The following is a 21,989-nucleotide window of genomic DNA, read 5'->3' as shown; positions in this document are numbered from 1 at the left end:
GGGGCGACGAGTTGAGCTTGCCGCCCTACTCAGCCCCGATCTCCGCCACGATCCGGCCCGTTGTCACCTGCTCGCCCTCGGCGACGTCGATCGCGGCGACGACGCCGTCGATGCCGGCCTTGTGGACATGCTCCATCTTCATCGCTTCCAGCGTCATCACCGGCTGGCCGGCAGTGACGCGGTCGCCCGGCTTGACCAGGACGGCAACGACGCGGCCGTTCATGGCAGCGCGAACCTTGCCGTCTCCGTTGCTTGCGGCCGCCTTCGGCGCGGCGAGGGTGAGATCGGTCGCCGCGAGCGGGATGCCGCGGCGCTGGAGGTGGAGCCGGTCGCCGTCGCGCAGGAATTTGGCACTGTCCATCACGCCGTCATGGCGGAAGCGAATCACGTCGAGATCGAGTTGGTCGATCTCGAACTTGTCTTGCCGGCCGTCCCTGGCAACAATGTAGCTGCCATCGCGCTCGCGCCAGACTTCTAGCTCAAGCGCCTGGCCTGCGATCTCAATTTTCGCCGGCAGCGGGAACGTTGCCGCGAGGCTCCGTCCGCGGCGCCACGACGGTGCCTGGGGGTTCGTGACGTAGAGCAGCAGGCCGGCCAAGGCCATGTCGAATGCGGCGTCCGCGCGCGGCGCCAGCAGCTCGTCGCGATGGGCACCAATGAACGCCGTGGTCGCCTCGCCTTTGGCGAAGCCGGGATGACGCAGGCATGACATCAGGAAAGTCTGATTGGTAGTCACACCAAATCCGGTCAGTTGCTCCAGGCCGACGATCAGCCGCCCCCTCGCCTCCTCGCGGGTCGCGCCATGGCCGATCACCTTCGCGATCATGGAATCGTAGAACGGCGGAATCTCGGAGCCCGATTGCAGCGCATGTTCGACGCGGATGCCATCCGGCACCTGCCAGCGCGCCATGCGCCCGGACTGCGGCATGAAATCCTGCGCGGCGTCCTCCGAGCACAGCCGCACCTCGATGGCGTGGCCTGTGAAGCGAATGTCCTGCTGCTTGACCGGCAGCGACTCGCCGCGCGCGACGCGCAGCTGCAATTCGACGAGATCGAGCCCGGTGATGGCCTCGGTGACGGGATGCTCGACCTGGAGACGCGTATTCATCTCCATGAAGTAGAATCCGCCGCTCGCATCGAGCAGAAATTCGAGCGTGCCGGCGCCCTCGTAACGCAACGCCTTCACCGCGGCGACCGCGACCTCGCCCATCTTCGCACGCAGGTCGGGCGTGACTGCGGTCGACGGCGCCTCCTCGATTAGTTTCTGGTGCCGCCGCTGCACCGAGCAGTCGCGCTCGCCAAGATGGATGGCGTTGCCATGGCTGTCGCCGAACACCTGAATTTCGATGTGACGGGGATTCTGGATGGCGCGTTCGAGGATCACCGTCGGATCGCCAAACGCCGCCTTCGCCTCGGACCGCGCGCTACGCAGTGCCTCGGGGAACGAATTGGCATCCGCAACGAGCCGCATCCCGCGTCCACCGCCGCCGGCGACCGCCTTGATCATCACGGGAAAGCCGATCTCTCTCGCCTCCGCGAGCATGACTTCATCGCCCTGATCGGCGCCCTGATAGCCGGGCACGACGGGCACGCCGGCCTTTTTCATGATCTCCTTGGCACCGGCCTTGTTGCCCATTGTCTCGATCGCCTGCGGCGACGGGCCGATGAAGACGAGGCCGGCATCCTTGCAGGCTTGCGCAAACTCCTCGTTCTCGGCGAGGAAGCCATAGCCGGGATGAACGGCATCCGCGCCGCTGGCCTTTGCGGCCGCTATGATCGCGGCGATGTTGAGATAGGACTGCGCCGGCAGCGCTTCGCCGACTCGCACGGCCTGGTCGGCCTGTTGCACATGAAGCGCATCCCTATCCGCATCCGAATAGACCGCGACGACGCCGAGGCCGAGCTTCCGCGCGCTGCGCATCACCCGCAGTGCGATCTCGCCGCGATTGGCGATCAGGACCTTGAAGAACGGCCGGTGCTGCACTGATCCGTTCCTCATGGGCGGGCCACCGAGAATTGCATGCGCTGTGGGCTCCGCGCGTCACCTTCACGACAGATCGCGAGCACTTCGGACAGCACCGCGCGGGTGTCGCGCGGATCGATCACGCCGTCGTCGAGCACGCGCGCGCTGGTCGAGAACACGTCCATCTGGCCGTCGAACACGCCGACGATCTGCGCCTTCATGCCATCGAGCTTTTCTTTTTCGACCGGCTTGCCGCGACGCGCGGCTGCGGCTTCGGTGACGATCGCCATGGTCTCGGCGGCCTGCTCACCGCCCATCACGGCAGTCTTGGCGTTGGGCCAGGAGAAGCAGAAGCGCGGATGGAAGCCGCGCCCGCACATGCCGTAATTGCCGGCGCCGAACGAGGCGCCGCAATAGATGGTGATCTGCGGCACTGTCGCCGACGTCACCGCCTGGATCATCTTGGAGCCATGCTTGATCATGCCGGCTTCTTCGTAAGCTTTGCCGACCATGTAGCCGGTGGTGTTGTTCAGATAGAGCAGCGGCGTTCGGGTTTGGCAGCACGCCTGGATGAAATGCGTCGCCTTGTTGGCACCGGCCGGATCGAGCGGACCGTTGTTGGTGATGATGCCGATGGTCTGGCCCTCGATGCGGGCATGGCCGCAGACGGTGGCCGGGCCGTAGTTCGGCGCCATCTCGGTGAAGTCGGAATCATCGACGATACGTGCGATCACCTGCTTCATGTCCACGGAGCGCTTGTGGTCCATCGGCATAATGCCGAGCAGTTCGTCTTGATCGTAGCGCGGCGGCTTATATTCCGCGCTCGCCCTGCCCGGCCGTTCCCATTCCAGCGCCGCCATGATCTCGCGCGCGATGCGCAGGGCGTCGCGGTCATCCTCGGCGAGGTAGTCGCCAAGTCCCGACACCTGCGTGTGCATCTCGGCGCCGCCAAGCTCCTCTTCGGTCGCGATCTCGCCGGTGGCGGCCTTCAGCAGCGGCGGCCCGGCGAGGAAGGCGCGGGTGCGGCCACGGACCATGACGATGTAGTCGGACAGGCCGGTCTGATAGGCGCCGCCGGCGGTCGAGGAGCCATGGGTTACGGTCACGACGGGCAGGCCCGCTGCGGAGAGTCGCGCGAGATTGCGGAAGATGTTGCCGCCGCGGACAAAGTCTTCGACGCGGTAGCGCAGGAGATTGGCGCCGGCGCTTTCGACCAGCTGGACGTAAGGCAGCTTGTTCTCCAGCGCGAGCTCCTGCACGCGTATCGTCTTGTCGAGGCCGTAGGGCTGAAGCGCGCCGGCATCGATGCCGGAATCGTTGGCGCTGACCATGCAACGGATGCCCGAGACGAAACCGATACCGGCGATGACGCCGCCGCCGGGGACGCTCTTGTCCGGATCAGATACGTCGAACATGTAGCCGGCGAGCGTGGACAGCTCGATGAAGGGCGCGCCGGGATCGAGCACCAGCGCGACGCGCTCGCGCGGCAACAGCTGGCCGCGCTTGTGGAAGCGGTCTTTCGCCGCGGCTGATGCCGCACGCGTGCGCTCTTCCAGCGCGCGCATGCGGTCGATCAGGCCAAGCATGCCGTCGCGGTTGGCGCGATAGGCGGCACTGCCGGGAGAAATCGTGTTTTCGAGAATGGACATAACTCAATCCTGCTCGTCATTGCGAGGAGCAAAGCGACGAAGCAATCCAGGCGCATCCATGGAAAGATTCTGGATTGCTTCGCTTCGCTCGCAATGACGGTTGAGGCGATAATTTACCTATTCGTCCCAAAAATCTTTCGCGCTTCCGCCGGGCTCGCGATCTCGCGGCCGGCACGGCGGGCGCAGGCGGCGATGGCGTCGATCAGCTGGCCGTTCGACGTTACCTTCTTGCCGTCGGCGAGATAGAAGGCATCTTCGAGACCGGTGCGCAGATGACCGCCGAGCTCCGCACAGCGCTGGTGCAGCGGCCAGATTTCTTCGCGGCCTATCGCGGTGACCTGAAATTGCGCCTCGGGACGCTTCAGCTTGATCAGGATCGGCAGCAGATCGGGATCCGACGGCATGCCGGAGGCGACGCCCATCACAAAGTTATACTCGAGCGGGCCCTTGTACATGCCGACCTGGCGGTACATGCCGACGCAGCGGACGATGCCGACGTCAAAACATTCGAATTCGGGGATGGTACCGACCGCGTTCATGACGTCGAGATAGTCCTTCACCTTCTCGACCGCATTGTCGAACATCATCGGCGGCCAGGCCCAGCTGTTGTCGGCCTTCACCTTCAGGTAATTTAGCGAGCCGGCATTGCAGGCCGCGATCTCCGGCCTGGTCTCGCGGATACAATCCAGCGCACCGTTGTAGTTCGGCCCGGAGACGCCGGAGGTGTGATTGATGATCACGCCAGGGCAGGCTTCGCGAATCGCCTGCTGGATCGCCTTGCTGACGCTGACCTCCCAGGACGGCAGATGCCCCTTGTCCGGCGCCTGCTGACGCAGATGGATGTGCATGATGGACGCGCCGGCATCGAACGCAGCCTTGGCCTCGCGCGCCATCTGCTCGGGCGTGACAGGCACGTTGTGCTGCTTCGGGTCGGTGAGCACGCCGTTCAGCGCGCAGGTGATGACGGCCTTGTCGCTCATGCCTTGAATGTCTCGCACGTTGATAATTCAACGTTTGCGATCATGTGATGGGCGGCAGGCGGCTTCTTGCGCGGAGAAGCTGGAAAAAGGCGATAAACCGTAGGGTGGGCAAAGGCGCTCTTGCGCCGTTCCCACCATCTCTCAATACCTCGCGAAGATGGTGGGCACGCTTTCGCTTTGCCCACCCTACGAGACGACGCTAGCTCGCCTCCGCCAGCCTCACGGTCTCGCTGCTGCGATAGATCGCGAGATCGCGCGAGCCGACGAAGATCGCGCGCGGCTTCAGGCCGTAGAAGCGGCGGATCGAGTGGCTGAAATGGGTGGAGTCGGGATAGCCGATGTCCTGCGCGAGATGGGCGAGGTTGAGGTCCTGGTTGGCGAAGTGCAGCAGGTGACGCGCCCGCTTCCAGGCGCGGAAGGAGCGGAACGAGATGCCGGTCTCTTCCTTGAACAGATGCAGGAAGCGCGAAGCGGAAAGTCCGGCCTCCGCCGCGCATGTGTCCGCCGTCACGGGTTCGCCCGTGAAGCGGCCGATACGGGCGACCGCACGCGTCACGCGGGGGTCGAGCACGCGGCGCGGCAGCGCCTCGCCAAAACACATCTGGTCGAATTCGGCGGTGGTGATGTCGCCGTAGCGACGCTGGCGCAGCAGCGTGTAGGCGGCGAGGATCTTGCGGGCATAGACGGCCCTGTCGGGTCCGGTGAGCCGCTCGGCCAGGACCTCGATCACGCCATCGGGCATGCTCTCCGGCTCCAGCGTCACGCTGATCGCGGTGCGGTAGTCGCTCGCAATGGAATGCCGCTGGTTCGGTAGGGTAACGAACAGCTCGCCGGTGGCGAGCGCATCATCGATCGTCAGATGCAGACTGCCCTTCACCGCGACATAGACATGGCAGCAGCCGGGCGTCCGCTTGCGGGGGCGGCCGAGCAGGCCGGCATAGAATACCCGCTCCGGCGTGATCAGCATCAAATGGTCGGATTCGCGACCGTTATCTTCCATTGGGATCCTCCTCGCGCGGCTCTTTGGCCGCTGCGGACGGAGGTCACCTTAGCGGAAATCTGGGCGCTGTCACGGCGGGATAGCGCTATCATGAAGCGCAAAACAGCGGCAGTCCCGACGACCCCGGAACTCCCGGCAACATGGCCGTCCCGGCTTTCGCCAGAACGACAATCAGGCCCTCACCCTTGGCGCCACGTTCTGCTCGACGCCGGCCTGTTGCTCCGCAGCAACCGCGCGCTTGAAACCATCCCGTTGCTGCAAGCGCGCCCAATAGGCTGCGACATTTGGCCCAAAATCCTTGGCAAGCCCGATAGTATCGGCGAGGCGGAGCGCGTAACCGATCACGATGTCGGCGGCAGTGAAGCGGCCCGCGCACAAAGCCTCGGTATTTGCGGTGGCTGCCTCGACGGCGCGCAGGCGGCCCAAAAACCATTTGGCATAGTCGCCGGCGACCTGCGGATTGCGGCGCTCTTCCGGCTCGAGCTGGCTGTATCGGAGCACCAGCGTCTGCGGGAAGGTTAACGTGGCGTCGCTGAAATACATCCAGTTCACGAACGCGCCATAGGCGGGATCTTCGGGTCCGACCATCAGTGGCGTCGGTCCATGCTTGATGCCGAGATAGTGGCAGATGCCGGAGGACTCGGTCATTTTCGTCTCGCCGTCGACCATGAAGGGAATCGTGCCCAGCGGATTGAGCGCGAGATACTCCTTGGCGAAGACCCGCGGCGGGAACGGCAGCATCTTGAGCTCGTAGGGCAGCCCCATCTCCTCCAGCATCCAGAGCGGACGGAATGAGCGCGCGGCGTCGCAGTGATAGAGCGTGATCATCAGGAACTTCCTTTGCTGCCGGGCAGCGTCCCCATCATCTTGCACAGGACCATCAGCATGACCTCGTCGGCGCCGCCGCCGATCGATGTCAGACGGCTGTCGCGATAGGCACGGCTGACCGGCGTCTCGTTGGTAAAGCCCATTCCACCCCAATATTGCAAGCAGGCGTCGGTAAGCTCGCGGCCGAGTCGCCCGGCCTTCAGCTTGGCCATGGTCGCAAGTTTCGTGACATCCTCGCCCGCCACAAGCGCCTCTCCGGCACGGTAGATCAGCGCGCGCAACAGCTCGACCTCGGTCTGCATCTCCGCGAGCTTGAAATGAACGACCTGGTTGTCGAGGATCGACTTCCCAAAGGCCTTGCGATTGCGGGTGTATTCGATGGTCTCGTTGATAATGTATTCATGCGCCTTCAGGCAGGCGGCCGCACCCCAGAGCCGCTCCTCCTGGAACTGGATCATCTGGTAGGTAAAGCCCTTGCCCTCCTCGCCGATCCGGTTGCGCTTGGGCACGCGGACATTGTCGAAGAAGATCTGCGCGGTGTCGGAGGAACGCATGCCCATCTTGTCGAGCTTGCGCGCGACCGTGACGCCCTTGGTCTTCATGGGCACACAGATCAGCGATTTGTTGCGGTGAACGGACCCGTCGCCCGTATTGGCGAGCAGACAGATCCAGTCGGCCTGGGTGCCGTTGGTGATCCACATCTTGCCACCATCGATGACGTAATCGTCGCCGTCCCCGCGCGCATTGGTCTTGATCGAGGCCACGTCAGAACCCGCGCCGGGCTCCGAGACGCCGATGCAGGCCACATAGTCGCCAGAGATCGAGGGCGCCAGGAATTCGCGCCGCACTTCATCGGAGCCGAACCGCGCCAGCGCAGGAGTCGCCATGTCGGTCTGCACCCCGATCGCCATCGGCACGCCGCCGCAATTGATCGCGCCGAGTTCCTCCGCCATCATCAGCGCATAGGAATAGTCGAGGCCGGAGCCGCCGAATTCGACCGGCTTGTTCAGCCCGAGAAAGCCGAGCCTGCCCATCTTCCTGAACAGCTCGTGCGCCGGGAAGATGTCGGCCTTCTCCCATTCATCGACATGCGGATTGATCTCGTTGGCAATGAATTTTTGCAAGGAACGGCGGATCTCGTCGTGGTCGGCGGTGAACAGCATCTTGTTAGCCCAGTTCTTGGTATCTCTGAGGTGCTCGTCATGGCCGGGCTCGTCCCGGCCATGACGGAGAAAGAGGTCACAACCCCATCTGCCGCGACGCGAGATCCTTCATGATCTCCTCGGTGCCGCCGCCGATCGCGTTGACCTTGACCTCACGGTAGATGCGCTCGGCCTTGATGCCGCGCATGAAGCCGGCGCCGCCAAAAATCTGCACCGCTTCCGAGGCGCAGAACGCCATGGTCTGGGTCGCCTGGTTCTTCATCATGCAGATTTCGGCGACCGGGCTTTCGCCCTGCTCCAGCCGCCAGGCCAGCATCTCCAGCATCGCTTGCGATGCGGCGACCTTCTGCGCCATGTCGACGATCTTGTGGCGGATCACCTGGTGCTGCGCGAGCGGCTTGCCGAAGGTCTTGCGCTCCTTGGCGTAGGCAATGGCCTCGTCGAGGCAGACGCGCGCGAACGCGGTGCAGCCCGCCGCCATGCCCATGCGCTCGCTGTTGAAATTCCGCATGATGATCTTGAACCCCTGGCCTTCCTCGCCGATCAGGTTTTCCGCCGGTACGCGGCACTCGTCGAAATGCAGGGTCGCGGTGTCGGAGGCCCACCAGCCCATCTTCTTCAGCTTTGTCCGGGACAGGCCGGGCGTATCCCCCTCGATCAGGAGCAGGCTGACGCCGCCGGCGCCCTCGCCGCCGGTGCGCACCGCAACGGTCAAATAGTCGGCACGCATCCCGGATGTGATGAAGGTCTTCTCGCCGCTCACGACGTAGTGATCTCCGTCGCGCCGCGCCTTGGTGCGGAGGCCCGCGACATCAGAGCCGCCGCCCGGCTCGGTGATCGCGAGCGCGGAGATTTTCTCACCCGCGAGCACCTGAGGCAGCACGCGCGCCTTCACCTCGGGGCGCGCGGCCCGCGCGACCGGCGGCGAACCGATCGTATGGCTCATCAAGCTGGCGCTGACACCGCCGGCGCCAGCCCGCGCCAGCTCCTGGCTGGCGACGATCCTCATGAACTGGTCGGCGGCGATCCCGCCATATTCCTCGGGGAAACCGAGTCCCAAGAGCCCGATCTCGGCCGCCTTGCGATAGAGCGCGCGGGGGAATTCACCGGCCTCATCCCACTCGTGGGCGAAGGGCGCAATCTCCTTGTCGACGAAGCGGCGCATCACCTCGCGAAAGGCGTCATGCTCGGCGGTATAGAACGGGCTCATCATCGCACTCTCGCCTTGCTGGCGGATTCGTCTCGTCCACCATGGCCGGAACCTTGGCGGCTCACTTGCGCGGAGTGGCTGGCCGAGCCCCGCTCCAAGCAAGCTCGCTCTAGCAACTCAACGCAAGACGATTTTCATCGCTCGCGCGCCAACTCCGGATCAAAAAAAGGATGGTGCACAAACTCCGGCTGGCCCTTGGGCCATGCCGGGCATGGTGCATGGCAATAGGGACGCGGGCGGCACAAGTCCGCCGAGGGAGGAATTCTTGGCCGTTCGTTACTACGACTGGATCGCCCACCATGGCCGCCGCACACCGAACAAGATTGCGGTGATAGACCTCGCGAGCGAGCGCCGCTTTACCTATGCGCAGCTCGACGCGCGCATCTCGCGTCTCGCGTCATTTCTGCGCCATGCGCTGAAAGTCTCGCGCGGCGAGCGGGTCGCGGTGCTGGCGCTGAACACGACCGATACGCTGGAGGTGCAATTCGCCTGCGGGCGGTTAGGTGCGATCTTCGTGCCGCTGAACACCCGCCTCACCGTTCCCGAACTCCAGTTCATCACCGCAGATTGCGCGCCGAAGGTGATGATCCACGACACCGATCTCGCCGAAACGGCGCTGGCCGTGGCAAGGCTCTGCGGCATTGCGACGAGCCTGCTGCTTGGCCCCAGCGGGACTTATGAGGCCGGCATCGCCGCCGCAAAGCCACTCGAGAAAATCGAGGAGGTGACCCTCGATGACGTCTCGACCATCATGTACACCTCGGGCACAACGGGTCATCCCAAGGGCGCCACCATCACCCATGGCATGACCTTCTGGAATTGCGTCAATCTCGGCGGCCCAGCCTGCATCGGGCCGTCCTCGGTGCTGCTCACCGTGCTGCCGCTGTTCCACACCGGCGGCCTGAATTGCTACACCAATCCGGTGCTGCACGCCGGCGGCACCGTGATGATCATGCGCGCCTTCGATCCCGGCACGGCGCTCGGCCTGATCAACGATCCCGCACAGGGCATCAACGTGTTCTTCGGCGTGCCCGCGATCTACCAGTTCATGGCCCAGCATCCGGCGTTCGCGACCACCGACCTCGGCCGGTTGATCGTGGGAGGTGTCGGCGGCGCACCAATGCCGGTGCCGCTGCTCAAGGTGTGGGAGGCGCGTGGCGTCGCACTCCAGCAGGGCTACGGCATGACCGAGACCTCGCCGGCCGTGCTGGTGCTCGACCGCGAGGATGCGGCACGGAAAGCCGGCTCCGCCGGCAAGCCGGTGCTGCACACTGAAGTGCGCATCGTGCGTCCTGACGGCGGCGACGCCGATGTCGGCGAACTCGGCGAGCTCTGGGTCAAGGGACCGAACATTACGCCCGGCTACTGGAACAGGCCGGAGGCGAACAAGACGTCGTTCACCGATGGCTGGCTGCACACGGGCGACGCGACACGCGTCGATGAGGAAGGTTTTTATTACATCGTCGACCGCTGGAAGGACATGTACATTTCCGGTGGCGAGAACGTCTATCCGGCCGAGGTCGAGAACGTCTTGCACCAACTCGACGCTATCGCGGAAGCCGCCGTGATCGGCATTCCCGATCCGCAATGGGGCGAGGTTGGCCTCGCCATCGTCGCGGCCAAGCCCGGCCAGCGGTTGACCGAGACAGATGTCTTCGCGCACTGCGCGGCGAATCTCGCGCGCTTCAAATGTCCACGCCAGGTCCGCTTCGTCGATGCGTTACCCCGCAACGCCACCGGCAAGATCCACAAGCCGACCTTGCGCAAGGAATTCTCGGGCGCCTCGGAAGTCGACAAGAAAGCCGCCAACGCCTGATCAAAGCGCCCCTCTCGCGGGCACTTTTCTTTTTGACGTGCGTGTTCCAACCCAGAAAAGCCAAGGAATTTTCATGAAAAAGAAACTCTCCCTGCTCGCCGCAGCAACGGCGTTGGTGCTGCTGACAGCCCAAACCGCGTATGCGCAAAAGGCGTACGACACCGGCGTCACCGACACCGAGATCAAGATCGGCAATGTCGAGGCCTATTCCGGCCCGGCTTCCGCCTACGGGGTCATCGGCAAGACCGAGGAAGCCTATTTCAAGATGATCAACGACCAGGGTGGCATCAACGGCCGAAAGATCAATTGGATCTCCTACGACGACGGCTACTCGCCGCCGAAGACCGTTGAGCAGATCCGCAAGCTGATCGAGAGCGACGAGGTCTTCCTGGTGTTCAACGCGCTGGGCACGCCGACCCAGACCGCCGTGCAGAAATATCATAATTCCAAGAAGGTGCCGCAGCTGTTCCTCGCTACAGGCGCCAGCAAGTGGAATGACCCGAAGAACTTTCCCTGGACGATGGGCTTCCAGCCCAGCTACCGCGTCGAGGCACAGATCTTCGCGAAGTATATTCTGAAGGAGAAGCCGGACGCGAAGGTCGCGATTTTTTATGCCAACGACGATTTCGGCAAGGACTACCTCGCCGGCATTAAGGACGTGTTCGGCGACAAGGCATCGAAACTGATCGTGGCAGAAGAGAGCTACGAGACGTCGGAGCCTTCGATCGACGCCCATATCGTCAAGCTTAAGGGCACCGGCGCCGATGTCTTCGTGAACATCGCCACGCCGAAATTCGCGGCGCAGGCGATCAAGAAGATCGCGGAGCTGGAGTGGAAGCCGATGCATCTCATGACCGATGTCTCGGTGTCCATCGGCGCGGTGATGAAGCCTGCCGGCCTCGAGGCATCCGAAGGCGTGCTGTCGGCCGGTTATCTGAAGGATGCGTCGGATCCACAATGGAAGGACGATGAGGGCATGAAAAAATTCATGGTCTTCATCGACAAATACATGCCTGGCGCAAATATTTCGGACGCCAATCTGGTTTACGCCTATGCCGCAGCCCAGACGATGGTGCAGGTGCTGAAGCAGGCGGGCGACAATCTGACCCGTGAGAATGTGATGAAGCAGGCAGCGAGCCTCAAGGACTTCGTGCCCGACACACTGATCCCGGGCATCAAGATCAACACCTCCGCCACGGACTTCGCGCCGATCGAGCAGCTCAAGATGTGGCGGTTCAAGAAGGGCCAGTGGGAACTGTTCGGCGATATCATCAGCGCCGAAACGGGCGGCTAGTTCGACTAAGAGCAACAGCCTGAATCGACCGAATAGCGGCCGAAGGGCCGCTATTCTTTTCCAGCAAGCGACGGCGCTGTTCCCGCGCTTTCAACCTCGATCATGTCGTCGCCGACATCGATCGCCGCGATCGGCAGGCCGAGACGACGCGAATCGCCGACGCCCCTGAACATGGGGCATGCCCAGGCGAGGGTGGCGATGCCTGACGGCGGCAGATCGAGGCTCAGTGTGTAGCTGTCACAACCGGTCACGACCGCTTCGGGGCGGATGGCCGTGCCATCGACATAGAATCGCGTGTCTATCGTATCCAGCGGTGCGCGAAGTGCGGGGCTTCGAACGCGGACAATGGTGCGGCCCGGCCTGCCCTTGATGCGCACGGCTGCCTCTGGTTCGCTCCAGCGGAAAGTGTGACCGGCAGAGAACTCTTCGGCATGGAATCCGATCTGCGCGACAACGCGCTCACCAAGGAGCCCGTCAACAGGTCCCGCATCTCGTCCGAGACGGTGAATGCAATCGAGCCTCTGATGCCGGATCAGCGCGGCGATGTATCGCCGCATCCATCGCGCGATCGCATCGCTCGATCCGGCGGCCGTCACAGCGACCAGCACGGCCCGCGCGTGCCATGCCTCCAGCCGCGCGAAACCGCGCGCGCCGAGACCGCCGAGCAGCGCCGGCACGGCCCAACGCCATACCGCCAGCCATTTCTCGCCAGGCCCTCCCCCGCCGTCAGCGAGGCTGGAGCGCAGGAGCGCGTTCAGTGCATTGCGGGCGAGCGACGCGCCGGCCTCGCTCCGCGAGCTCCACTCGACCGGAATGTCGAGCAGCTCGCTGCCGGCATCGTTGCGGGCTTCGCTCAGATAGCGAATCTCGCCTTGCACGAAGTCGAGCGTGAATTGCTTCAGCTCACCGATCTCACCGACATAGTAGTGATGGAAGCGCGCCTCCTCGAGATAGCCGATGGAATGACCTCTCGCGTGATAGGCGGCGGCGAGCACCCATTCGGCGAAATGACCGAGCTCCTCGCGCAGGCCGCCGCATTCCCGGTAGACGTCGTGCCGCGTCACGAAACACTGATCCAGGACCTTGCGCCAGGGATGCTGCTTCATACCGAACTCGATGTCGGCCTGGTACATGGCGGCCTCTGCCACGGATAACCGGTTATGGCAGATCGGGATCGAACGGCAGGAAAAGCCGGCCCAATCGGGATGAGCATCGATCGCGCGAATGCAGAGTTCGATCACGTCGGGTTCGGGCCGGCAGTGCGATTCCGTGAAGAACAGATAGCTGCCGCGCGCCTTCGTCGCGCCGAATGCGCAGAGCCCGATGTCGTGTTCGGAATCGGTGAATTCGAGGCGAGCCCTGTTGCCGGCCAGCGCCTTCAACTGCTCGCGTGCCGTGAAATCCGGAGGCACGACCAGAATGATCTCGTAGAGCGATGTGTCGGCAGTTTGCGACGTCCAGCCGAGCCAGGACATCTCCCACTGCCCGCGGTGAGATTCGAGCGGGATAATGATTGAGAACAGCGGAGATTCGCCGTCGTAGAGTGCGGACGCGTCCTGCATGTCCCCTTATAGACGCATGCTCGTCATTCCGGATAATTTCTTGCGGGCTATACCGACAGAAACAGCGCGAACGATTCTTCCACCGTTCGGCGCAGATGCTTTTGGTACAATTCGTGGTTAGCATCGCCGGGCGCGACCCGACCCAGCGAGGGCTTCGCGAAGTTTCGGAGCGGCACATAAGCGATCGGCGCTGCGATCGGCGTCAGCTGCGAGCCGGGACCGGCGCGGAGCGTCGAGATGATCCCGTACATCTCGCCGGCGACCGTCGGCCGCGACACAGTGATCACGCGATGCTGGCCGTGCTTGATGATGACGAGATAGATGAAGCCGGACTGATGCGGCACGGCGACCTCGCCGGTGTGTTCATAGGCGGCATCGGTCCGCTCGCCCTCGCGGAACACCAGTGAAGAGACCTTCGGCTCCCAGACGATCTCGGTGCGGTAGGCGAAGATCGCGTCCTTGTCGCCGAACGACGGTCGCAGCGTGATGTAGACGTCCTCGAGCCACGTCACCGCGCGATGGGCATAGGAGCCGAGGCTGTCGGGCGCGACATCGTTTGCGGCCGGAGGCGTCACTACGGCGGCGCTTCTGCGCAGGGAGACGCCCAGCGCCTGCTCCAGCCGCACCGTGGTCGCCAGCGTGAACGGCCGTCGGCCGCCGAGCACCTTCTCCAGCGTCGACAGGCTGAGCTTGGCCTGCTCGGCCAGCGCCTGCCGGGAGATCCGGCGCCTGGCGAGCTCCTCGCGAATGGTCTCCGCGATCTCGCGGCTCTGCTCGTCCGACAGCTGCTTGTCGGTGAATTTGTCCTGCGTCTGCATCGTGGCCCTGCTCCAGGACGACATCCTAGCAGGACGGACAAACCAGCACAAAACCGCACTTCGCCATCTCGGAGGCGGCGGGCCGGGCCGGCCGTGGCGGAACATTGCCGATCATTCTGCTCGCGAAATCGGGCCGTCCCGGCGGATGCTCGGGGCCAGCAAACATGCTCGGGAGCAGGCCAAATGGATACTTTTGACACGACGGACAGCAACGAACACCCTTGGCTGGGCAGACTGATCGTGGTCGGACTGTTCCTTCTGGCGCATGGCATCGCGGTGATGCTGGTCGCCTTCGTGGCCCTGCTGGTGAGCTTCGAGCCGGGCTGGTCGGCGACGACGGAGCCGGCCAGCCTGCTCCAGCCCGGCGATGCCAAATCCGGGTCTCTCCTCCTCAAGGAGGATGGCGCCTACACGGAAGCGATCCGCCTCGGCATCGACGTCGACATCACGGTGTCGGGCCCGACACTGCGAGCACGAGTCACCCAAATCTTTCGCAACCCGACCAAGGACTGGGTCGAGGCCACCTATGTCTATCCGCTCCCCGCGGGCGGCGCCGTCGATTCGCTGAAGATGGTGGTCGGCAACCGCGTCATCGTCGGGGACATCAAGGAGCGGCAACAGGCGCGCATGATCTACGAAGAGGCGCGCCGCGCCGGCCAGAAGGCCGCGCTCACCGAACAGGAGCGGCCGAACATCTTCACCAACTCGGTCGCCAATATCGGCCCCGGCGAAACCGTGCTGGTGCAGATCGAATATCAGGAGCCGGTGCATCAATCCGGCAACGAATATTCGCTGCGCCTGCCGCTGGTGGTCGGGCCGCGCTACAATCCGGCGCCGATCGTCCAGAGCGTCGATTTCCGCAACGATGGCTCCGGCTGGGGCGCGACCAACTCGGACCCGGTGCCGGACCGCGACCGCATCTCGCCGCCCGTGCTGGATCCCGCCAGGAATGCACCGGTCAATCCGACCAGCATCACGGTGCGTCTGAACGCCGGCTTTGCGCTCGGCGAGGTCACGAGCCCCCATCATAACGTCAAGGTCGCCAGCCCGGACAATACGATGCGAATCGTCTCGCTTGCCGACGGTGCCGTGGCTGCCGACCGCGATTTCGAACTGACCTGGAAGCCAGCGGCCGTGAAGGCGCCGTCGGTCGGCTTATTTCGCGAGCGCGTCGGCGACGCCGATTATTTGCTTGCCTTTGTCACCCCGCCCGCCGCCGAGCAGGCGACGCAGAAGCCGCGGCCGCGCGAGGTGATATTCGTGATCGACAATTCCGGCTCGATGGGCGGCACGTCGATCGTTCAGGCCAAGGCGAGCCTCACCTACGCGCTCTCCCGTCTCCAGCCGACCGACCGTTTCAACGTCATCCGTTTCGACGATACCATGGACGTGCTGTTTCCGGTCTCCGTCGCGGCGGATGCCGAGCGTGTCGGTGAAGCCACCTCGTTCGTCAGCGCGCTGCAGGCGCGTGGCGGCACCGAGATGGTGCCGGCGATGCGGGCCGCGCTGACCGACAAGCTTGGCGACGTCGGCATGGTTCGCCAGGTCGTATTCCTGACCGACGGTGCGATCGGCAACGAGCAGCAATTGTTCGAAACGATCACGGCGATGCGCGGCCGCTCGCGCGTGTTCATGGTCGGCATCGGGTCGGCGCCCAACACCTATCTGATGACGCGCGCCGCCGAGCTCGGCCGCGGTGCCTTCACCCATATCGGCTCCGTCGAGCAGGTCGAGGAGCGCATGCGCGGCCTGTTTGCCAAGCTCGAGAACCCGGCCGTGACCGGGCTGAGCGTAAAGTTCTCCGAAGCGAAGGCCGACGTCACACCGACGATCATTCCCGACGTCTATCGCGACGAGCCGCTGGTGCTGGCGGCAAAGCTCGACACGGTTGCGGGCTCGGTCGAAATCAAGGGCCGCGTCGGTGACCGCCCATGGTCGGTGACGCTGCCGCTGCAAAATACGGCCGAAGGCAACGGCCTGTCGAAGCTTTGGGCCAAGCGCAAGATCGCCGATGCCGAAGTGGCGCGCACCCTGCGCGAAATGACGCCCGAAGACTCGGATAAGGCAATCCTGGCACTGGCGCTCGACCATCAGATCGTCACGCGGCTCACCAGCCTCGTCGCGGTCGACAAGACGCCGAGCCGTCCCGAAGGCGAGCCGCTCAAGCCCAGCGAATTGCCGATCAACCTGCCGGCCGGTTGGGATTTCGCGAAGGTCTTTGGCGAACGACAGCAGGTCCCAGCGCAGCTCCGCGAGCGTCACGCCGATGCACGCAACCAGCCGGCCACGAGGCGACCGACGCCCGCTGCACCGGATGCGATCCGCCTGCCCAAGACCGCGACCTCGGCCGAGCTGAAAATGACCGCAGGCCTGATCTTGGTCGTGCTCGCCCTGATCCTGTTCGTGTTCAAGCGGCGTCAGTCCTTGCTCACTGACGCCGCTTGAGAGAGGAGCCCCCCGAACTCCTCTGTTAGCGCGCGCGGCTGCCCGTCCCACACACCAACGGCCGCGCGCGCCTTTTTGAACTCGCCCTCTCACCTTCGTCATTGCAAGCGAAGCATCCAGAAACTCATCCACGAGACAGTCTGGATTGCTTCGTCGCTTCGCTCCCCGCAATGACGGGAATTAGTACAATGCCGCGCATCATCTCTCCCCTCGCTCTCGCCCTGATCGGCATCATCCTGTTCGGCGACGGCGCCTACATCCATGCCAAAGCATGGCTCGCGCAGGTGCTGCTGGAGCGCGCATTCGACCAGAGCGTTGCGACCGGCGAGGTGGTCAGGCCATGGTCATGGGCCGATACTTGGCCGGTTGCGCGAATCGAGGTGAGGCGGATCGGCGCCCGCGCGATCGTACTGGAAGGCGCGAGCGGCCAGGCGCTCGCTTTCGGGCCCGGCCATATCCGCCAAACGGCTGACGCGGGCGAGCGGGGCGTTGCCGTATATGCAGCGCACCGCGACACTCATTTCCGTTTCCTGCGGAATGTCGCCATTGGTGACCTGATCGACGTCACACGCAGTGATGGCAAGCACTTTCGTTTTCGCGCGGATTCCTCCGCTGTGGTTCGCTTCGATGCCTCGGGGATCGATCCTGCGGCACGGGCAGCCGAACTCGTGCTCGCGACCTGCTGGCCGTTCGACGCCGTCGCGTCCGGCCCCGAGCGCTACATCCTGCATGCTACCCTGATCGGCACTGATGAATAGCGGTTCGCAATCGATCCGCACCCCCCTCTTGAATCCGCCCGACCTGTAGGGACAATGCCGCTCGATGGAACCCCTGAACCGGCGCCGTCGACCGCAGACCCATCAGAATGGCCTATTGAGCATTTCCGCTGTAATTTGCGAGAAGACGGTGATGGATGAGGAGTTCAGGCAGCGTCTCGAACAGCTGGAAAGCCGCGTCGCGCTCCTGGAGAGGAACCAGGATCTTATCGCCGCCGGGCAAAGACGCTCCTCGCTTCGGAGCCTCTGGCGCCGCCCGCCGATGTGGACCTTCGAGCAATATCCGCCGCGCCTGCTCAACCTGACGGCTTTCCCGCGAGCTCCTGCGATCCATCCGGGCGCGCCCAGAATCGCGATGGTCACTCCGAGCTACAACCATGCGCAATATCTCGGGGCCACGATCGACAGCATCGTCAGCCAGAACTATCCGGACCTGTATTATCACGTGCAGGACGGCGCCTCGATCGACGGCACGCTCGGTCTCCTGAAGAGGCGCGGCGATAGCCTGAGCTGGAGCAGCGAACCGGACAAGGGGCAATCCAGCGCCATCAACCTCGGCTTCGTCGGCGCCGAGAGCGAGATCATGGCCTATCTTAACAGCGACGACGTGCTGCTGCCCGGGACACTTGCGTATGTCGCAAATTACTTCATCGCACATCCGCGTGTCGACGTCGTCTACGGCCATCGCGTCTTCATCGATCGCGAGGGACTCGAGGTCGGCCGCGCCGTGCTGCCGCCTCATGACGGCAAGGCGTTGCGATATGCCGACTACATTCCGCAAGAGACGATGTTCTGGCGCAAGCGCGTGTGGGACAGGATCGGGCCGATCGACGAGAGCTTACACTACGCGATGGACTGGGACTTCATCCTGCGGGCGCAAGCCGCAGGATTCAAATTCGCACGCTTGCCGCGATTTCTCGCCTGCTTCCGAATCCATGACGCACAAAAGACGGCGTCGACCTATGCGGTCGGCGTCAGGGAGATGGGCATCCTGCGGCGACGCATTCTCGGCTTCGAACCGACACAGATGCAGATCCGGCGCGCCATCGCTCCTTATCTGGCGAAGCAGCTGGCCTATCACTACGCCTACAAGCTCGGCATCCTGCGATACTGAACCACGGCGCGAGCAGTGATCCCAAAATGTCGATCACCAGGGGTTGACGCGCGCTCATTCCACCGCACGGCATACCCGCCCACGTGGTTGCCAGTCCGAAGAACTCGCCATAGAACAGAGTGACGCACCGCCAACAAGAACAACAGGTGAGGTCACACCATGGAAGCTCGCGTATCTGCCGCCTCAGCTTCATCGCGCCCATGGTCTCCGCCGCCCGATGCCAGCGACATCGTCAAGGGCATCCACGCCATGCTGCATCCGCGCAACATCGTGCTGGTGGGCGCGACCGACAAGCTCGGCAACTATGCCGAGCGCATCTGGAACAATTTGGTCAAATACGGCTACGAGGGCGGGCTCTATCCCGTCAATTCCAAGCGCGACACCATCTGGGGTGTCCCCTGCTACAAGGACTTTGCAAGCCTCCCGGAGAAGCCCGACCACGTGCTGGTGCTGGTGCCGGCGCGCTTTGCCGTGCAGGTGGTCCGCGATGCCGCCGCGGCCGGCGCGCGCTCGGCCACCATCGTCACCTCGGGCTTCAGCGAGTTGCAGGACGAGGAAAGCCAGAAGCTCGCCGCCGAACTGCAAGCGGCCGTGCGCGAGACGGGATTGGCGGTCACCGGCCCGAACTGCCTCGGCAATTTGAGCGCGGGCGAAAAGCTCTTCACCAATATCGACGACCGTATCGTCACCATGGAACAGGGCGCGGTGGCGATTGCCGGGCAATCCGGCGCCATCGTCATGGCGATCCGCCAGGCCCTGGAAGATCGCGGCGTCGGGGTCGGCTACATGGTGACGACCGGCAACGAAACCGGGCTCGAGACGCCGGACCTGATGCGCTATTTCGCCGAGGATCCTAGCATCAAGGTGATCGTGGTCTACCTCGAAGGCGTGCGCAACACCAAGGCATTCCGGGACGCCTGCAAGGCGGCGCGCGCCGCGAGCAAACCGGTGATCGCGCTCAAGCTCGGAGCGTCCGAGGGCGGCCGCGCGGCGGCGATGGCACATACCGGCGCGCTCGCGGGCTCGATCGAGACCTTCGACGCCATTGCAACGCGCGAAGGGGTCATCAGGGTCGGCGGGCTCGACGAGCTGATCGAGACCACCGAATGTTTCGTCCACGCCGCAGTGCCCAGGGGCGACCGGCTCGCCGCAGTGACGCTATCCGGCGGCAAGCGCGGCATGCTGATCGACGCCTTCGATGCAGAAGGCCTGAATTTTGCACCACTCAGCGCGCATGTCGGCTCGGAGCTGGCAAAGATGCTCGGGCCGGGCTCGATCGTCGGCAACCCGCTCGACGCCGGCTTTGCCGCGGTGGTCGATCCCTCCGTCTACATGAAATCGATCGGGCTGATGATCGACGACCCCGATATCGACATCGTCATCATCGATGCCGAGCTGCCGAAAGCGCCGCACGAGCTGCGCGAGCGCAATCTGCGCATCGTCGACGAGATGGCGAGCCGGGCCGGCAAGCCGGTGATCTATATCAGCGCGATGTCGATCGGCTTCACGGAGTTCACCAAGACCTTGCGCAAGTCGCTGCCGCATCTCGCGGTCATGCAGGGCATGGATCGCGCGGTGACTGCGATCAAGTCGCTGCTCGACTACGCCAAGCTGCGCAAGGAAGTGCCTGATATCGTCTCCAGCTCGAAGCCTGCAGCGCGCGCCGTGCTTGAGAAGGCGCTGAAATCGGCAATTGGCGCCGCGCTCGACGAGGTCGCCTCCAAGAAGCTGCTGAAGGCCTATGGCATCCCGATCTCGAAGGAGGCAATCGCACAGACGGCAGCCGAGGCCGTGAAGATCGCCAAGCAGATCGGCTTCCCCGTCGTGGCCAAAGTCGTCAGCGCCGAGATCCTGCACAAATCAGATATCGGCGGCGTGGTGCTGAATCTCAACAACCCGGCCGCGGTGAAGAAGGCGTTCGCCGACATCACCGCGCGGGTGAGCAAGCTGAAGGGCAAGCCGAAGCTCGACGGCATCCTGATCGCGCAACAGGTGAAGGCCGATCTGGAACTGGTGGTCGGCGCCTCCCTCGATGCCGAGATGGGCCCGGTCGTGCTGTTCGGCACCGGCGGCATCGACATCGAGCTGATGAAGGACGTCGCGCTCGCTGGCGCGCCGCTGGACGAGGCTGAGGCTCGACTCCTGATCGGCCGCACCAAGGCCGGTATCAAGATGCGCGGCTATCGGGGCAAACCGGCCTTGCACGAGGCCTCCGCGGTGAAGGCGCTGGTCGGCCTGTCCAACCTGATCGCGGATGCTGGCGACCGGATCGCCTCGATCGACGTCAATCCGTTCCTGATCAATGCCAAAACAGGCGTCGCCGTCGATGCCCTGATCGTGCTGAACAATGCTGCGGCCAAGAACACCGCCGGGCATTGATGTCGCTGAGGGCGGTTTAGCGCAGCGTAATCCGCCAATCCTTGCGACAAAACGCGAGAGGAAGTGGCGGGTTACGCTTCCCTAACCCGCCCATCCTATTATTGCGGCCACGCCATCATCCTTCCAACTTCCCCGCTTTGGCCGTAAAATCATCCCGCATGGCACGCGCGAGCAATCTGGTGATCGGAACGGCGACGCTGGCGGTGATCGCCGTGGCGTTCGGCGGCGTGCTCGGCGTGCAGAAATGGCGCACCCTCCAGAGCCGCAGCCAGTTGCGCGTGGTATTCGAGGGGGGCTCCGCCAGCGGATTGCGCCGCGGCGGACCGGTCAATTTCGATGGCGTCCCCGCCGGCCAGATCCTGTCGATCAAGCTGGACAATCCGCGCAAGGTCGTGGCCCTGGTGATGCTCGACAATACCGCGCCGATACGCAAGGACACCGTCGCGGGCATCGAGTTCCAGGGCCTCACCGGCGTCGCCGCGGTCTCGCTGATCGGCGGCGCGCCCTCGGCGCCGCCAGTGCCGCTGGACTCGGACGGCGTCCCCGTGCTGACCGCCGATCTCAGCGATGCCGAATCGATCGTCGACACCCTGCATAGCGTCGACCGTACGATCGTCAGCAACGCCCCGGCGATCAAGGAAGGCCTGCGCACGTTCGAGAACTACACCGCCGATCTCCGGAGCAAGGGCCGCGAAATCGATTCCGTCATGGCCAGGGTCGACAGCGCCTTCGCGGGCTTCGACAAGGCGGTCACAAAGATCGAAGGCGTGGTGCCCGGCTTTGCCGACGGCAAGGCGGATGAGCTGTTCGAAAAGATCCAGGGATTGCACGAACTCGCCGACACCATGAAAAAGAAATCGGCGAACTTCCTCGATGACATCCGTCGCTCGCTGCTCGACGTCAGCGAAGCCGCCAACAAGATGAGCGGGACACCCACGCCGGCCGCCGCTCCGCGACCGCCCCGGAAGCCGGCGCAGCAGAAACGGTAGCGC

General features: G+C 64.0%; 16 protein-coding genes. 7 read left to right on the top strand and 9 right to left on the bottom strand.

Going from position 1 to position 21,989, the window contains the following annotated elements; translation table 11 throughout:
• Nucleotides 1-25: 25 nt before the first annotated feature.
• From ACIPUD_RS09710 to ACIPUD_RS09680, 7 genes are all read right to left on the bottom strand, one after another.
• Nucleotides 26-1,999, bottom strand: coding sequence for an acetyl-CoA carboxylase biotin carboxylase subunit (locus ACIPUD_RS09710; RefSeq protein WP_204513123.1), 1,974 nt, complete (start codon nucleotides 1,997-1,999; stop codon nucleotides 26-28).
• Nucleotides 1,996-3,612, bottom strand: a complete 1,617-nt coding sequence (locus tag ACIPUD_RS09705; RefSeq protein WP_018455962.1) for an acyl-CoA carboxylase subunit beta — start codon at nucleotides 3,610-3,612, stop codon at nucleotides 1,996-1,998. The genes ACIPUD_RS09710 and ACIPUD_RS09705 overlap by 4 nt, the downstream gene beginning before the upstream one ends.
• Nucleotides 3,613-3,725: 113 nt before the next feature.
• Nucleotides 3,726-4,592, bottom strand: a complete 867-nt coding sequence (locus tag ACIPUD_RS09700; RefSeq protein ID WP_446480462.1) for a 3-keto-5-aminohexanoate cleavage protein — start codon at nucleotides 4,590-4,592, stop codon at nucleotides 3,726-3,728.
• Between the two features lie 199 nt (nucleotides 4,593-4,791).
• The gene (locus tag ACIPUD_RS09695) at nucleotides 4,792-5,592 is read right to left on the bottom strand and encodes a helix-turn-helix domain-containing protein (protein ID WP_018455960.1); all 801 of its coding nucleotides are present in this window, start codon (nucleotides 5,590-5,592) and stop codon (nucleotides 4,792-4,794) included.
• Between the two features lie 171 nt (nucleotides 5,593-5,763).
• Nucleotides 5,764-6,420 carry a glutathione S-transferase family protein gene (locus ACIPUD_RS09690; protein ID WP_446480461.1) on the bottom strand — a complete coding sequence of 219 codons (657 nt, stop codon included), beginning with the start codon at nucleotides 6,418-6,420 and terminating at the stop codon, nucleotides 5,764-5,766.
• Nucleotides 6,420-7,583 carry an acyl-CoA dehydrogenase family protein gene (locus ACIPUD_RS09685; protein WP_247295935.1) on the bottom strand — a complete coding sequence of 388 codons (1,164 nt, stop codon included), beginning with the start codon at nucleotides 7,581-7,583 and terminating at the stop codon, nucleotides 6,420-6,422. The genes ACIPUD_RS09690 and ACIPUD_RS09685 overlap by 1 nt, the downstream gene beginning before the upstream one ends.
• Nucleotides 7,584-7,659: 76 nt before the next feature.
• Nucleotides 7,660-8,796, bottom strand: coding sequence for an acyl-CoA dehydrogenase family protein (locus ACIPUD_RS09680; RefSeq protein ID WP_018455957.1), 1,137 nt, complete (start codon nucleotides 8,794-8,796; stop codon nucleotides 7,660-7,662).
• Between the two features lie 262 nt (nucleotides 8,797-9,058).
• On the opposite strand from ACIPUD_RS09680, the gene ACIPUD_RS09675 reads away from it, so the two are divergent.
• Together ACIPUD_RS09675 and ACIPUD_RS09670 are read left to right on the top strand one after the other, a co-directional pair.
• Nucleotides 9,059-10,609 (top strand): acyl-CoA synthetase, encoded by a 1,551-nt coding sequence (locus ACIPUD_RS09675; protein ID WP_026233060.1) that lies wholly within the window; start codon nucleotides 9,059-9,061, stop codon nucleotides 10,607-10,609.
• A gap of 73 nt (nucleotides 10,610-10,682) precedes the next feature.
• Entirely contained in the window at nucleotides 10,683-11,903 is a 1,221-nt protein-coding gene (locus ACIPUD_RS09670) for an ABC transporter substrate-binding protein (protein ID WP_247475089.1), read from the top strand.
• A gap of 50 nt (nucleotides 11,904-11,953) precedes the next feature.
• Here the strand turns inward: ACIPUD_RS09670 and ACIPUD_RS09665 are convergent, their stop codons facing one another.
• Together ACIPUD_RS09665 and ACIPUD_RS09660 are read right to left on the bottom strand one after the other, a co-directional pair.
• Nucleotides 11,954-13,465 carry a glycosyltransferase family 2 protein gene (locus tag ACIPUD_RS09665; protein WP_446480460.1) on the bottom strand — a complete coding sequence of 504 codons (1,512 nt, stop codon included), beginning with the start codon at nucleotides 13,463-13,465 and terminating at the stop codon, nucleotides 11,954-11,956.
• Between the two features lie 47 nt (nucleotides 13,466-13,512).
• Nucleotides 13,513-14,283, bottom strand: coding sequence for a helix-turn-helix transcriptional regulator (locus ACIPUD_RS09660; protein WP_007598058.1), 771 nt, complete (start codon nucleotides 14,281-14,283; stop codon nucleotides 13,513-13,515).
• Nucleotides 14,284-14,466: 183 nt separating this feature from the next.
• On the opposite strand from ACIPUD_RS09660, the gene ACIPUD_RS09655 reads away from it, so the two are divergent.
• From ACIPUD_RS09655 to ACIPUD_RS09635, 5 genes are all read left to right on the top strand, one after another.
• Nucleotides 14,467-16,728: a marine proteobacterial sortase target protein gene (locus tag ACIPUD_RS09655; RefSeq protein ID WP_446480459.1), complete on the top strand. Its 2,262-nt coding sequence runs from the start codon at nucleotides 14,467-14,469 to the stop codon at nucleotides 16,726-16,728.
• Between the two features lie 188 nt (nucleotides 16,729-16,916).
• A complete protein-coding gene (locus ACIPUD_RS09650) occupies nucleotides 16,917-17,486 on the top strand; it encodes a class GN sortase (protein WP_085348665.1) in 570 nt (189 codons plus the stop codon).
• A gap of 151 nt (nucleotides 17,487-17,637) precedes the next feature.
• Nucleotides 17,638-18,618, top strand: coding sequence for a glycosyltransferase family 2 protein (locus ACIPUD_RS09645; protein WP_247475084.1), 981 nt, complete (start codon nucleotides 17,638-17,640; stop codon nucleotides 18,616-18,618).
• A gap of 159 nt (nucleotides 18,619-18,777) precedes the next feature.
• Entirely contained in the window at nucleotides 18,778-20,997 is a 2,220-nt protein-coding gene (locus ACIPUD_RS09640; RefSeq protein ID WP_446480458.1) for an acetate--CoA ligase family protein, read from the top strand.
• A gap of 158 nt (nucleotides 20,998-21,155) precedes the next feature.
• Nucleotides 21,156-21,986 carry an MlaD family protein gene (locus ACIPUD_RS09635; protein ID WP_085348667.1) on the top strand — a complete coding sequence of 277 codons (831 nt, stop codon included), beginning with the start codon at nucleotides 21,156-21,158 and terminating at the stop codon, nucleotides 21,984-21,986.
• Nucleotides 21,987-21,989 lie beyond the last annotated feature (3 nt).

This window comes from Bradyrhizobium sp. CAR08 (assembly GCF_052871955.1).
Note: the sequence above shows the minus strand (reverse complement) of the source record. Positions and strands in the feature narration are given on the sequence as shown.